11 protein-coding genes and 1 tRNA gene are annotated in these 12,957 nt (G+C 69.8%); 7 read left to right on the forward strand and 5 right to left on the reverse strand.

Annotated features, from left to right (window positions below):
• Positions 1–96: 96 nt before the first annotated feature.
• Positions 97–1,407 (reverse strand): HlyD family type I secretion periplasmic adaptor subunit, encoded by a 1,311-nt coding sequence (locus tag BLO63_RS09605; protein WP_091439591.1) that lies wholly within the window; start codon positions 1,405–1,407, stop codon positions 97–99.
• Positions 1,404–3,125 (reverse strand): type I secretion system permease/ATPase, encoded by a 1,722-nt coding sequence (locus BLO63_RS09610; protein ID WP_091439594.1) that lies wholly within the window; start codon positions 3,123–3,125, stop codon positions 1,404–1,406. Before BLO63_RS09610 ends, BLO63_RS09605 begins: the two co-directional genes overlap by 4 nt.
• A 255-nt stretch (positions 3,126–3,380) precedes the next feature.
• On the opposite strand from BLO63_RS09610, the gene BLO63_RS09615 reads away from it, so the two are divergent.
• The gene (locus BLO63_RS09615; protein ID WP_091439597.1) at positions 3,381–4,487 is read left to right on the forward strand and encodes a sensor histidine kinase; all 1,107 of its coding nucleotides are present in this window, start codon (positions 3,381–3,383) and stop codon (positions 4,485–4,487) included.
• Positions 4,472–5,179 carry a LytR/AlgR family response regulator transcription factor gene (locus BLO63_RS09620; protein WP_091439600.1) on the forward strand — a complete coding sequence of 236 codons (708 nt, stop codon included), beginning with the start codon at positions 4,472–4,474 and terminating at the stop codon, positions 5,177–5,179. The genes BLO63_RS09615 and BLO63_RS09620 overlap by 16 nt, the downstream gene beginning before the upstream one ends.
• 69 nt (positions 5,180–5,248) lie before the next feature.
• On the opposite strand, the gene ppdK is transcribed toward BLO63_RS09620, so the two are convergent.
• Positions 5,249–7,927 (reverse strand): pyruvate, phosphate dikinase, encoded by a 2,679-nt coding sequence (gene ppdK, locus BLO63_RS09625; protein ID WP_091439603.1) that lies wholly within the window; start codon positions 7,925–7,927, stop codon positions 5,249–5,251.
• A gap of 292 nt (positions 7,928–8,219) precedes the next feature.
• Between ppdK and BLO63_RS09630 the strand changes: the two genes are divergently transcribed.
• Positions 8,220–8,618, forward strand: coding sequence for a DoxX family protein (locus BLO63_RS09630; RefSeq protein WP_091439606.1), 399 nt, complete (start codon positions 8,220–8,222; stop codon positions 8,616–8,618).
• A 179-nt stretch (positions 8,619–8,797) separates the two neighbouring features.
• Here BLO63_RS09630 and BLO63_RS09635 read toward each other — a convergent pair.
• Positions 8,798–8,873, reverse strand: a tRNA-Ala gene (locus BLO63_RS09635).
• Positions 8,874–9,039: 166 nt separating this feature from the next.
• A complete protein-coding gene (locus BLO63_RS09640) occupies positions 9,040–9,441 on the reverse strand; it encodes a TIGR02300 family protein (RefSeq protein WP_091439608.1) in 402 nt (133 codons plus the stop codon).
• Between the two features lie 260 nt (positions 9,442–9,701).
• Between BLO63_RS09640 and aroA the strand changes: the two genes are divergently transcribed.
• Genes aroA through cobF form a run of 4 tightly spaced genes read left to right on the forward strand, consistent with a single transcriptional unit; the run spans position 9,702 to position 12,918 of the window.
• Positions 9,702–11,066: a 3-phosphoshikimate 1-carboxyvinyltransferase gene (aroA, locus tag BLO63_RS09645; RefSeq protein ID WP_091439612.1), complete on the forward strand. Its 1,365-nt coding sequence runs from the start codon at positions 9,702–9,704 to the stop codon at positions 11,064–11,066.
• Positions 11,063–11,698 carry a (d)CMP kinase gene (gene cmk, locus BLO63_RS09650; protein ID WP_091439614.1) on the forward strand — a complete coding sequence of 212 codons (636 nt, stop codon included), beginning with the start codon at positions 11,063–11,065 and terminating at the stop codon, positions 11,696–11,698. The genes aroA and cmk overlap by 4 nt, the downstream gene beginning before the upstream one ends.
• Positions 11,695–12,147, forward strand: a complete 453-nt coding sequence (locus BLO63_RS09655; RefSeq protein ID WP_244517786.1) for a carboxymuconolactone decarboxylase family protein — start codon at positions 11,695–11,697, stop codon at positions 12,145–12,147. The genes cmk and BLO63_RS09655 overlap by 4 nt, the downstream gene beginning before the upstream one ends.
• A 3-nt stretch (positions 12,148–12,150) precedes the next feature.
• Positions 12,151–12,918 (forward strand): precorrin-6A synthase (deacetylating), encoded by a 768-nt coding sequence (gene cobF, locus BLO63_RS09660; protein ID WP_091439616.1) that lies wholly within the window; start codon positions 12,151–12,153, stop codon positions 12,916–12,918.
• The last annotated feature ends 39 nt before the right edge of the window (positions 12,919–12,957 follow it).

Raw genomic sequence — 12,957 nt, forward strand, 5'->3', positions numbered from 1 at the left:
CTCCCGGCCACTCGATGAAGGCGGCGCAAAAATCGACGAGTCCGCCAACCCCACAGGGACACCCAGCCACCGCGGCGACGACTAGCCGCCACGGGGTCAGCGCTCGCGAAAGGCGCGGGCGATCTGGTCCTGCAGCGGCTTGACGAGGTAGTGCAGCGGCGTGCGGTCCTGCGTCTGCACAAACACCTCCGCCTGCATTCCCGGGCTCAACGCCTGCGGGGCGAGCCGCGCCAGTTCCTCGGCGGGGATCGCCACACGCAGCGTATAGAACACCGCCCCGCTCTGCGGATCCCGGCTGGTATCGGCGGAGATGCGCGCCACCGTGCCGGCCAGCTGCGGCGTGGTGCGCTGGTTGAAGGCGTGGATGCGGATCTGTGCCGGCTGGCCGGGCGCGATCTGGTCGATATCGGGCGGGTTCACCCGCGCCTCCACCTGCAGCGCCTCACGGGCCGGCACGATCAGCATCGCCGGCTCCGCCGGGGTGATGACGCCGCCCACCGTGTGCACGGCGAGCTGGTGCACGAAGCCCGCGCTTGGCGCCCTTATGTCGACCCGCTTCAGCTGGTCCTCGGCGGCGATGCGGCGCTCGGTGAGTTCGGCCGCCTTGGACTGGATCTCGCCCAGCTCCTTCATCACCTCTTCGCGCAGCACGTCGTCGATCTCGATCACCTGCAGCCGCGTCTCGGCGATCCGGCCCTCGGCCTGCGCCACCGCCGCAATGAGGCGGCCGCTCTCGCCGTCGAGTTCCGCCGCCTCGCGCTCCAGCGCCGCCTTGCGGCTCAGCGCCACCAGGTTCTTGGCGTAGAGTTGGCGCACGCCCGCCAGTTCCTCGGCGATCAGCGCCGCCTGCCGGTCGCGCGCGGCCTGCTGCGCCCGCAGTCCGGCGATCTCGTCCTCCAGCTGGGCGATGCGGCGGGCCAGCTGGGCCTGGCGTCCCGCCCGCGCGACACGGCGGGCGGCGAACTGGTTCTGCTCGGAGGCGATCAGCGCCGCGATATCAAGCTCGCCGCCGCGCGCGGCCAGTTCCGGCGCGACCGCGATCACGGCGAGCCCGTCGCGCTCGGCCAGCAGCCGGCCGCGCCGCGCCGCGAACTCGTCGAGCTGCTGCGTGACCAGCTGGAGATTGGCGCGGGTGATGGTGTCGTCGAGGCGGATCAGCACCGCCCCTTCCTCGACCCGGTCGCCCTCCCGCACGTTCAGCGCGCCGACAATGCCGCCGGTGGCGTGCTGCACCTTCTTCACATTGCCGTCGACGACGAACTGGCCGGAGGCGACCACGGCGCCGGTCAGCGTCGATGCCACCGCCCAGACGCCGACCGTACCGGCGAAGAGCAGCACGGCCGCGCCGCCCAGCAGCGTCAGCCGGCGAAGGGCGGCGCCATGGTCCGACGGGGAGGCGATTGTCATGAGGCCACCGCCGGCTTGAGGCCGGGCAGGTCGGCAACACGGGACTCCCGGGCGAGCTTTGCCAGCACCTCCTCGGTCGGGCCGATGGCCTGGAGGCGGCCCTCGGCCATCAGCGCGAGCCGGTCGAGCCCGGCGATGGCGCTCTGGCGATGGGTGACGACGATCACGATGCCGCCGCGGGCGCGCACGCCCTGCACCGCCCGCGTCAGCGCGGCATCGCCCTCGGTATCGAGATTGGAATTGGGCTCGTCCAGAACGACGAGAAAGGGCGATCCATAGAGCGCGCGGGCCAGCCCGATGCGCTGGCGCTGCCCACCTGACAGGGCCATCCCGCCCTCGCCGATGCGGGTGTCGTAGCCCTGTTCCAGCCGCAGGATGAGCTCATGCGCCCCCGCCGCCCGCGCCGCCGCGAGGATGTCCTCTCCCGTGGCGTTGGCGACGAAGCGGGCGATGTTCTCCGCCACCGTGCCGTCGAACAGTTCGACATCCTGCGGGAGGTAGCCGACATGGCGGCCCAAAGCGTCCGGCGCCCATTGGTCGAGGCGGGCGCCGTCGAGCCGCACCTCGCCCTTGAGCGCTGGCCAGACGCCGACCAGCGCCCGCACCAGCGTCGACTTGCCGGAGGCGCTGGGGCCGATGACGCCGAGCCCCTGCCCCGCCTCCAGCCGGAGCGTGACGCCGGTGACGATCGGCGCGGTGCGGCCGGGCGCCGCGACCACGAGCGCGTCCGCCGTGAGCGTGGCGGCCGGCGCCGGCAGCGGGGTGGGTTCGCGCGCGGCCATTGACGGCGCGTCCAGCAGTTCGGCCAGCCGGCGCCGGCCGAGCCGGGCGGCGATGAAGCCCTTCCAGTTGGCCACCGCGATCTCGATCGGCGCCAGCGCCCGCGAGGTCATGATGGAAGCGGCGATCATGGCGCCGCCGGAAATCTGGTCGTGGATGGCGAGATAGGCCCCGAGCCCCAGCACCGCCGATTGCAGCACCATGCGGAACACCTTGGCGAAGGCGCCGCTGGCCCCGGTCACATCGGCGGCGGCCAGCCAGCCGCCGACATGGCGCTGGTTGGCCTCCCGCCACTTGCCGCCGAACGCCCCGCCCATGCCCATCGCCGTGACCGCCTCGGCATTGCGCCGGCACGCTTCGGCCAGCGCCTCGCGCGCGGCGCGGCTGGCCGACTGGGCTTTCAGCGCCGAACGGCTGGCCCGCTCGGTTAGCAGCGTCAGCGCGACGATGAGGACGCCGCCGCCCAGCGCCAGCAGGCCGAGCCAGGGGTGCAGCAGGAAGCAGCCGGCGAAGAACAGCGGCATCCACGGCATGTCGAACAGTGCGGTGGGGCCCAGCGAGGCGAGGAAGCCGCGGATCTGGTCGAGGTCGCGGATCGGCTGCAGCGCCTCGTCGGCACGCCGTCCGGCGAGCGACAGGCGGCGCGCGGCGGCGAAGGCGAGCGGCGAGACCTGCTCGTCGAAGCGCGCGCCGATGCGGGCCAGCATCTTCACCCGCACCGCATCGAGGTAGCCCTGCAAGGCATAGGCGGCGAGCAGCAGAAGCGACAGGCCGATCAGCGTCGGCACGCTGCGCGAGCTCAGCACCCGGTCATAGACCTGCAGCATGTAGAGCGAACCCGCGAGCATCAACAGGTTGATCACGGCGGAGAAGGCCCCCACCGCGAGGAAGGCCGGCCGGCAGGAGGACAAGGCGCGGGCAACGGGCGGGACGGCCATTGGCAGGTCCTGTGAGCGGTGAGCCGCCGGCAACGCGGCAGCCCAGGCCGCGCGCGACGCCGCACTGTCGAAGGAAGGGGTCGCGTCCATTCGGCGCGCTCTAGGCAGCGCGCGGGAAAGATGCCATGGGCTAGGCACTCCGGCACCGCGACGACGCCTGCGACTCGATGAACGGGGCGCAGAAATCGATGAGGCTGCCGATTGTCCGGTCCCGCCGCCCCTGCCAATCGCCAGCCCGCCCCCGGAGCCCTTCAGGTGAACCTCCTGCCCATGCCGATCGCTGCGTCCGGCTCGTCGTGGCGCCTTGGGTCCTTCGCGCGCATCCAGATCGCCGGCTGGGCGCTGTTCACCCTTGTCGATCTGGTGAACCGCCAGCTGACCTATCAGGACCTCACCGCCGCGCTGTCCCTGAGCGGGCTGACCTTCCTGTTGCTCGTGGGTCTCTCGACCGTGCTCGGCGGCATCTATGACCGCGCCTTCTCCGGGGCGGTGCTCGCTCCGCGCGTCGTCGGGGCCATGGTGCTGCTCGCGAGCGCGGCCTCGGCGCTGGTGGTCGCGACCACCATGCTGGCGCGCCAGATTTTCGGCTGGACCATTCCGGAGTGGGGCGCGCTGGAGGAAATCGCGCTGCCCTCCACCCATTACGCGGTGGCGCTGACCGGCTGGAGCCTGCTGTTCTTCTGGCTGCGGGCCGACCGCCAGCGCCAGGCCGCGCACGCGGCAGCGCTGACGGCCGAGACGCAGATGCTCGCGGCGAAGGCCGAGGCGCTGGCCGCCGAGATCCAGCAATTGCGGCTGCAGATCAACCCGCATTTCCTGTTCAACGCGCTGAACGGCATCGCCGAGGAGGTGCCCGAGCATCCCGACGCGGCGCTGGCGATGCTGCGCGACCTCACCGATTATCTCCGCCATGTCCTTGCCGGCATCCGCACGCCCGTGGTGCCGGTGGGCGAGGAAGTGGCGGCGCTCTCGGCCTATCTCAGGATCCAGCAGGCCCGATTCGGCGTTCGGCTGCGCGTCACGGTGGAGATGGACCCGGCCGCTGCCGGCCGGCACGTTCCCAACAGCCTGCTCCAGCCGCTTGCCGAGAACGCGGTGGAGCATGGCGACCGCTCGGACATGCTGGAACTGAGCGTCCATGTCGGGCTGGAGGGCGAGGCGTTGCGCGTCGCTATCGCCAATACCGGCCGGCTGGAGCCGGCCCATCGCCTGCGCGCCGGGCATGGGCTTGGCCTCGCCAATCTGCGCCGCCGGCTTGACGTTCATTATCCCGGCCGGCACCGCTTCGATCTGCGGGAGATCGACGGCGGACAGGTCGTCGCCACGCTGCTGATCGAGGGGGAAGCGTGCTCCGCATCCTGATCGCCGATGACGAGCCCCTGGCCCGCCGCGCTTTGCGCCGCCTGCTCGCGCCGCATACCGATGTCGAGATTGTCGGCGAAGCCGAGAGCGTGGCGCAGGCGATGGAACTCATCGGCCAGCTGCAGCCCGCGCTGATCCTGCTCGACATCGAGTTCAACGGGGCCGACGGGTTCGACCTGCTCGCCGGCATGGCCGATCCGCCGCGGGTGATCTTCGTCACCGCCTATGCGGAATATGCCGTCGACGCCTTTGCGGTGGAAGCGATCGACTATCTGCTCAAGCCCGTGGCCCAGCCCCGCCTCGACGCGGCGCTCGACCGCGCGCGGCGCCTCCTCGCGGCCACGCCAAAGGGGCACGACACGCTCGAACTGCGCGCACCCGGACGGCTGCTGCGCTGCACGCCCGGCGACATTCTCGCCATCGAGGCGGAGGGCGATTTCAGCCGCGTGCACGTAGCCGAGCAGCCGCCGCTGATGATCCTGCGCAGCATCGGGCAGTTCGAGGCGTTGCTGCCCTCCCCGCCCTTCCTGCGCGCCGGACGCTCCATCCTTATCAATTGCGACCGCATCCGCAGCGTGCAGACGCGCTCGCGCGACGAGGCGCGGGTCGTGCTGGAGGGCATGAGTGACCCGGTCATCCTCGGCCGGGCCGCGGCGGCGCGGCTCAGGCAGGCCCTCGCCGCCCGGCTCTGAGCGGCGGCCTGGCGACGAGGAGGAAGGCACGAGGCCGGCGCTCCTGCCAGCCTCGTGCGGTCTGTCTCCTCACGCCTGGCTGGCGGCCTGCGTCTTCAGCGCGGCCTGGGCGGCGGCCAGGCGGGCGATGGGAACGCGGAAGGGCGAGCAGGAGACATAGTCGAGCCCGACTTCCTCGCAGAAGGCGACCGAGGCCGGATCGCCGCCATGCTCGCCGCAGATGCCGAGCTTGAGCTTGGGCCGCACCGCGCGGCCGCGCTCGGTGGCGATCCGCACCAGTTCGCCCACGCCCTCGGTGTCGATCGACACGAAGGGGTCGACCGCGAAGATGCCCTTGGCGATGTAGGTGCCGAGGAACGTGCCGGCATCGTCGCGCGAGATGCCATAGGTGGTCTGGGTGAGGTCGTTGGTGCCGTAGGAGAAGAACTCCGCCGTTTCCGCGATCTCGCCCGCCATCAGCGCCGCGCGCGGCAGCTCGATCATGGTGCCGACCTGATACTCCAGCGTCACCCCGGTCTCGGCCTCGACCTGCTTGGCCACCGTGTCGATGTCGTGCTTGACGAGGTCGAACTCGCGCTTGCCGGTGATGAGCGGCACCATGATCTCCGGCACCACCGGCTTGCCGGTGCTCTTCTGCGCCGCCACCGCCGCCTCGAAGATGGCGCGCGCCTGCATCTCGGCGATCTCCGGGAAGGCGATGGCGAGGCGGCAGCCACGGAAGCCGAGCATCGGGTTGAACTCGTCGAACTCGCGCTTGCGGGCGGCGAGCTTGGCGGCGCTGACCCCGAGCCCCTGCGCCACCTCGGCGATGTCGGCCTCGGTGTGCGGCAGGAATTCGTGCAGCGGCGGGTCGAGCAGGCGGATGGTGACGGGCAGCCCGTCCATGATCTCGAACAGCTGCTGGAAATCCGAGCGCTGGGCCGAGAGCAGCTTGGCGAGCGCGGCGCGGCGGCCCTTCTCGTCGTCCGCGAGAATCATTTCGCGCACGGAACGGATGCGGTCGCCCTCGAAGAACATGTGCTCGGTGCGCGAGAGGCCGATGCCCTCGGCGCCGAAATTCTTCGCGGTGCGCGCGTCCAGCGGCGTCTCGGCATTGGCGCGCACCTTGAGGCGGCGCACGCCGTCAGCCCAGCCCATCAGCGTGGCGAACTCGCCGGAGAGTTCCGGCTGCAGCGTCGCCACCGCGCCGGCGATCACCTGGCCGGTGGCGCCGTCAATGGTGAGGATGTCGCCCTTCTTCAGCGTGACGCCGCCCGAGGTGAGGGTGCCGGCGGCATAGTCGACGCGGATGGTGCCGGCGCCGCAGACGCAGGGCTTGCCCATGCCGCGCGCCACCACGGCGGCGTGCGAGGTCATGCCGCCGCGGGTGGTGAGGATGCCCTGCGCCGCATGCATGCCGTGAATGTCTTCCGGCGAGGTCTCGATGCGCACCAGGATGACCTTGCGGCCTTGAGTCTTCAGCAGCTCCGCCTCGTCGGCGGAGAACACGATCTCGCCGGAGGCGGCGCCGGGCGAGGCCGGCAGGCCGGCGCCGATCACCTTCTTGTCGGCCTTGGGGTCGAGCATCGGGTGCAGCAGCTGGTCCAGCGCGGCGGGATCGACGCGGCCGATCGCCTCCTCGCGGGTGATGACGCCGTCATGGGCGAGTTCCACCGCGATGCGCAGCGAGGCCTTGGCGGTGCGCTTGCCCGAGCGGGTCTGCAGCATCCACAGCTTGCCGCGCTCGACGGTGAATTCGAGGTCCTGCATGTCGCGGTAGTGCCCTTCCAGCACCCCGGCGATGCGGACGAACTCGGCATAGACCTCCGGCAGCGCCTTCTCCATCGAGGGCTTGTCGGAGCCGGCGCCGATGCGCGCCACTTCGGTGATGTTCTGCGGCGTGCGGATGCCGGCCACCACATCCTCGCCCTGGGCGTTGATGAGGAACTCGCCATAGAGCGCGTTCTCGCCGGTGGAGGGGTTGCGGGTGAAGGCGACGCCGGTGGCGGAGGTCTCGCCCATATTGCCGAACACCATGGCCTGGACGTTCACCGCCGTGCCCCAGCTTTCCGGGATCTGGTGCAGCCGGCGATAGACGATGGCGCGCTGGTTCATCCACGAGCCGAACACGGCGCCGATGGCGCCCCAGAGCTGGTCGTGCGGGTCCTGCGGGAAGGGGCGGCCCAACTCATGGACCACCAGCGCCTTGTAGCGGGCGACGATTTCCTTCCAGTCCTGCGCGGAAAGATCGGTGTCGAGATTATGCCCGTGATCGGCCTTGTAGCCGTCGAGCACTTCCTCGAAATGGTGGTGGGGGAAATCCAGCACCACGTTGGAATACATCTGGATGAAGCGGCGGTAGCTGTCATAGGCGAAGCGGGCGTCACCCGAGGAGGCGGCCACCGCCTCGACGGTGACGTCGTTCAGCCCGAGATTGAGCACCGTGTCCATCATGCCGGGCATGGAGGCGCGGGCGCCCGAGCGCACGGAAACCAGCAGCGGGTTGGCGGGATCGCCGAAGGTGCGGCCGGCGAGCGTGCCGACATGGGCGAGCGCGGCGTCGACATCGGCCTTCAGGCTGTCCGGGTAGACGTTGCCATTGGCGTAATAATAGGTGCAGACCTCGGTCGAGATGGTGAAGCCGGGGGGCACCGGCAGACCGAGATTCGACATTTCCGCGAGGTTCGCGCCCTTGCCGCCGAGCAAGTTGCGCATCTCCGCCGCACCTTCCGCAGTGCCGTCGCCGAAGGTGTAGACCCATTTCGTCATTTCAGATGCCCTGTTGGGTGGGGTCGCCACGCGCCCCGACGCCGTGATGGAAATTCAGCCATGGCTGAAATGTACGCAACGCCAACGGGTTGAGCCGAGCCCCGCGAAAGGTCCCAAGCCTTTTCCCACTCTTGGTCTAGCGTTTTGAGGTCTTCCCTTCAATCCATCATTCGCAGTTGCGTCATGAAGTTTGTGCCCCGCACCGTCGGCCGCCGGCGCGCCGATTGAAGCGGCACGGCCATTGGGGCAGGTTGGCGGGCCGGCAATCCATGAGCCCCGAGAGGAAGATCCGATGATTGGCAATTTGACGCGGCTGGCCCCGCACGTTCTGAGCCTGATGCGCATCATGGCGGCGCTGCTGCTGATGCAGCACGGCACCACCAAGGTGCTCGGCTTTCCGGTCACCCAGATGACCGGCATCAGCCTCGTCTCCATGCCCGGCATCGCCGGCATCATCGAGCTGGTCGGCGGCGCGCTGCTGCTGATCGGGCTGTTTTCGCGCGCGACCGCCTTCATCCTCTCGGGCCTGACGGCGGTGGCCTATTTCCTGGTCCACGCGCCGAAGGATTTCTACCCGCTGGTCAATGGCGGCGAACTCGCGGCGCTGTACTGCTTCGTGTTCTTCTATCTCGTCTTCGCCGGCCCCGGCCCCTGGAGCGTCGATGCGCTGCGCGGTGCCGAGCGGCGCTGAGCCGCGATCAGGCGCAAGCTGAAACAGGCCTTGCCCGGAACGCCCGGGCAGGGCCAGCCACCTTCACGCTCGACATGGAGTATCCGGCTGGCGCGCGGAACGCACATCCGCTCCGGCGCGGAGCCGGACAGGCCTGATCAGGTGCCGATAAGGGGAGATGTCGTCGTCAGGGAGAGATTTGGTGGAGCCAGGCGGAATCGAACCGCCGACCTCTTGAATGCCATTCAAGCGCTCTCCCAACTGAGCTATGGCCCCACCGAGGGTGCCGGATGCGTGAAGCGCCGGGGCGCTGCACCTTGGGTTCTCATCCGGACTTGCCGACCCGGATCAACCCGGGGCGGAGTGGTCGTAAAGCATATGGCGGATCGGACTGCAAGCCTCGATTTTAAATCGAGTGATCCATCCCCAGAGCTTTCCTCGTTCAGCTTTCCTCGTCGTCCTCGATGCCGTCGCCGATGAGATCGGTCACGTCATCGTCGGCGTCCTCGTCTTCTTCGAGGAAGGTGTCGTCATCGTCGCTGGCGACCTCGTCGTCGTCGATCTCCAGGTCGTCGTCGACAACCGCCGCCTTGGTCGTGCCGGCGGCTTCCTCGTCGGCGTCCTCGAGCGAGACCAGCTCGACCTCGGCGACCTCTTCCAGATCGGGGTCGGCCACCGCCGCCACGGCCGCACGCGGCGCTTCCGCGCGACCGCGCGTTACCGGCAGGGTGATCGGAACGATCTGGCCAGTATAGGGCGAGATCACCGGATCCTTGTTCAGGTCGTAGAACTTCCGCCCCGTGACGGGGCAGACGCGCTTGGTGCCTAATTCAGGTTTCACCACGGTTTCAGACCTCGGGTGGTGATGGAAAGGGTGCTCCCATTGAACCGCTCGCGGGACGGAGTCAAGCCGCATCTGCGAGGGCCGTGGCGGCAGCAGCGCCCACATGCTAGGAGGGGCGCCCACCACGCCGCCGGGGGAAGGGTTCTGCCGGCGTTGCGCGTTACCGCTCCCGGCCGGGGGCCCGAACTTCACACGACATCCAACTTCGCAAGACCCCTAACTTCACAAGACCTCTAACTTCACAAGACAAGGCTTGAGTGATGAGCAGCACCGGTCACGCCGCCCTCCCCGTTCCCGCCCTCGCCCGCCGTTCCCCGGCGCTCAAGGGCCGGGTGCGCGTGCCCGGCGACAAGTCGGTCTCGCACCGCTCGCTCATCTTCGGCGCGCTGACCATTGGCGAGACCCGCATTTCCGGCCTGCTGGAGGGCGAGGACGTGCTCAACACCGCCAAGGCCTGCGCCGCGCTGGGGGCGGATGTCGAGCGGGTGGGCGAGGGCGAATGGCGGGTGCACGGCCTTGGCGTCGGCGGGCTGCGCGCCCCCGAGGGCGTGCTCGATTTCGGCAATGCCGGCACCGGCTCGCGGCTGATGATGGGCATGGTGGCCGGCAACCCGATCACCGCCACCTTCGACGGCGACGCCAGCCTGCGCCGCAGGCCGATGCGCCGCATTCTCGACCCGCTGGAGCAGATGGGCGTCGAGGTCGTGGAGGCGGCCGAGGGCGGGCGCCTGCCGCTCACCCTCAAGGGCCCGCAGGAGCTGGTGCCGATCACCTATGAGAGCCCGGTCGCCTCGGCGCAGATCAAATCCGCCGTGCTGCTCGCCGGGCTTGGCGCGCCGGGCGAGACCACGGTGATCGAGAAGGAGGCGAGCCGCGACCACACCGAGCGCATGCTCACCCATTTCGGTGCCGAGGTGACGGTGGAGCCCTATGGCGAACATGGCCGCAAGGTGACGCTGAAGGGCCGCCCGGAGCTGAAGCCGGCCCCGATCCGCGTGCCGGCCGATCCCTCCTCCGCCGCCTTCCCGCTGGTGGCGGCGCTGATCGTGCCGGGCTCGGAGGTGGTGATCGAAGGCGTGATGACCAATCCGCTGCGTACCGGATTGCTGATCACGCTCAAGGAGATGGGTGCCGACATCAGCTTCGAGAACGAGCGCGTCGAGGGCGGCGAGAGCGTCGCCGACATCCGCGTGCGCGCCTCCGCGCTGACAGGCGTTTCCGTGCCGGCCGAGCGGGCGCCGTCGATGATCGACGAGTATCCGGTGCTCGCCGTGGCGGCGGCTTTCGCCTCTGGCGAGACGCGGATGAACGGGCTTTCCGAATTGCGGGTGAAGGAGTCCGACCGCCTTGCCGCCGTTGCCGACGGGCTGGCGCAGGCCGGTGCCGCCTACCGCATCGAGGGTGACGACCTGATCGTGACCGGCGCGGGCGGGGCGGCGGGGGGCGGCACGGTGGCCACCCATATGGACCACCGCATCGCCATGAGCTTCCTGGTGATGGGCCTCGCCACCGACAAGCCGTTGAAAGTGGACGATATTTCCTTCATCGCCACCTCCTTCCCCACCTTCCTGCCGCAGATGCGGGGGTTGGGGGCTTTGATCGATTCCGAGGCTGTCGCGGGATGATCATCGCCATTGACGGGCCGGCTGCCTCGGGCAAGGGGACGATCGCGCGGCGCCTCGCCGCCCATTTCGGCCTGCCGCATCTCGACACCGGGCTGCTGTACCGCGCGGTGGGCGCCAAGGCCTTGGCGGACCACGTCAATCTTGATGACGAGGCGGCGCTTGCCGCGCTTGCCGGCGCGCTCGACCCGGCCGCGCTCGACCCCGAGGCGCTGAAAGCGGGCGCGGTGGGGGAAGCCGCCTCGCGGGTCGCCTCCCTGCCTCAGGTTCGCGCCAAGCTGTTGACCTTGCAGCAGGATTTCGCCCGCCAGCCGGGCGGTGCGGTGCTGGACGGGCGCGATATCGGCACCGTCATCGCCCCAGAGGCGGAGGTGAAGCTGTTCGTCACCGCCAGCCCGCAAGCGCGCGCCGCGCGCCGCCATGCGGAACTGGCCGGGCGCGGCGAGAGCGTGACGCTGGACGCCGTTCTGGCCGATATTCTCAAGCGCGATCAGCGGGATAGCGGACGCGCCAACGCGCCGCTGATTCGCGCCGGGGATGCCGCCCTTCTCGACACCACCGACATGAACATCGATGAAAGCTGGCAGGCAGCGCTCGCCCTCGTGGCAGCAAAGCGCTCCGGGAGGGTCGCATGAGCGGGAATAACCGGTTCGATCAGGTGGACGATCAGGCCGATGCGACCGATGTGGCCACACCGGACGCCCGGCTCGCCCGCGGCCAGGCGCGGCTGTCGGAAATCACCGGCCGCTCCGGCGAGGAGGTGATGGCGGCGCTCGGCGATGTCGCCCCGGATTTCGCCCGCTACATTTTCGAGTTCGGCTATGGCGACGTCTATTCCCGCCCCGGGCTCGATTTGCGCGCCCGCATGCTCGCCACCGTCGCCGGGCTGGTGTGCCTGGGCCATGCCGCGCGGGAATTGCGGGTGCATATCGGCTCGGCGCTGAATGTCGGGGCGACGCGCGAGGAGGTGGTGGAGGTGATCATGCAGATGGCGCTCTATGCCGGCTTCCCCGCCGCGCTCGACGCGCTGCTCATCGCCAAGGAGGTCTTTTCCGCGCGCGATGCCGCCCCCGCAGCGGGGTAAGCCATGCGCCATGTGCTGGTCATCGGCATCGGCATGGGCGAGGCGGAAGGGCTCACCGGCCACGCCCTATCCGCGCTCGGACGGGCGGATGTGTTTTTCCTGCTCGACAAATCCGAGGGCGCCGGCGAACTGGTGCGCGCCCGCGAAGAGCTGATCGCCCGCTTCGGCAAGCCGGGCCACCGGGTGGTGCGCGCCCCCAGCCCGAAGCGCGCCCCCGCCTCCCTCGACAGCGCGCGAAACACCTATGAGGGCGCGGTGGCGGACTGGCACGGCGCCCGCGCGGCGCTGCTGGCCGGGCTGATCGCCGGCGAGCTGGGCGAGGACCAGACCGGGGCGATGCTCGTCTGGGGCGACCCGATGCTCTATGATTCCACCTTGAGGGTGCTGGCAAAGGCGCGGGCGCAGGCGGATTTTGCGGTCGAGGTGTTTCCGGGGATCACCGCGCTGCAAGCTCTGTGCGCGGCCCACGCCCTGCCGCTCAACGCCATTGGCGAGGAGGTGCTGCTCACCACCGGCCGCCATGTGGCGGCGGCGACGCCCGACGCCCCCGCCTTCGCCGTGCTGCTGGACGATGGAACCGGGCTCGCCGCGCTGGCGGCGCGCGGGTTTCAGGGCCAGATCTGGTGGGGGGCCAATCTCGGCACGGCGGGGCAGGTGCTGCACGCCGGCACGTTCTCCGAGGTCGCCGGGGCGATTTTAGAGACGCGGGCGCAGGTGAAGGCGGCGCGCGGCTGGGTGATGGATGTGTGGCTGGCGCGGCGGGACGGCTAAAGCCTCGACGGGTAACGCCTCGACGCGGAAAGCCTCGAC

The organism is Ancylobacter rudongensis (assembly GCF_900100155.1).
GTDB classification, from domain to species: domain Bacteria; phylum Pseudomonadota; class Alphaproteobacteria; order Rhizobiales; family Xanthobacteraceae; genus Ancylobacter; species Ancylobacter rudongensis.

Bases quoted from the DNA above. Each gene is read 5' to 3' on its own strand.
- cobF (WP_091439616.1), top strand. From the start codon at position 12,151: ATGCGCCATGTGCTGGTCATCGGCATCGGCATGGGCGAGGCGGAAGGG.
- cmk (WP_091439614.1), top strand. From the start codon at position 11,063: ATGATCATCGCCATTGACGGGCCGGCTGCCTCGGGCAAGGGGACGATC.
- BLO63_RS09630 (WP_091439606.1), top strand. From the start codon at position 8,220: ATGATTGGCAATTTGACGCGGCTGGCCCCGCACGTTCTGAGCCTGATG.
- BLO63_RS09655 (WP_244517786.1), top strand. From the start codon at position 11,695: ATGAGCGGGAATAACCGGTTCGATCAGGTGGACGATCAGGCCGATGCG.
- BLO63_RS09605 (WP_091439591.1), bottom strand. From the start codon at position 1,407: ATGACAATCGCCTCCCCGTCGGACCATGGCGCCGCCCTTCGCCGGCTG.
- BLO63_RS09610 (WP_091439594.1), bottom strand. From the start codon at position 3,125: ATGGCCGTCCCGCCCGTTGCCCGCGCCTTGTCCTCCTGCCGGCCGGCC.
- aroA (WP_091439612.1), top strand. From the start codon at position 9,702: ATGAGCAGCACCGGTCACGCCGCCCTCCCCGTTCCCGCCCTCGCCCGC.
- ppdK (WP_091439603.1), bottom strand. From the start codon at position 7,927: ATGACGAAATGGGTCTACACCTTCGGCGACGGCACTGCGGAAGGTGCG.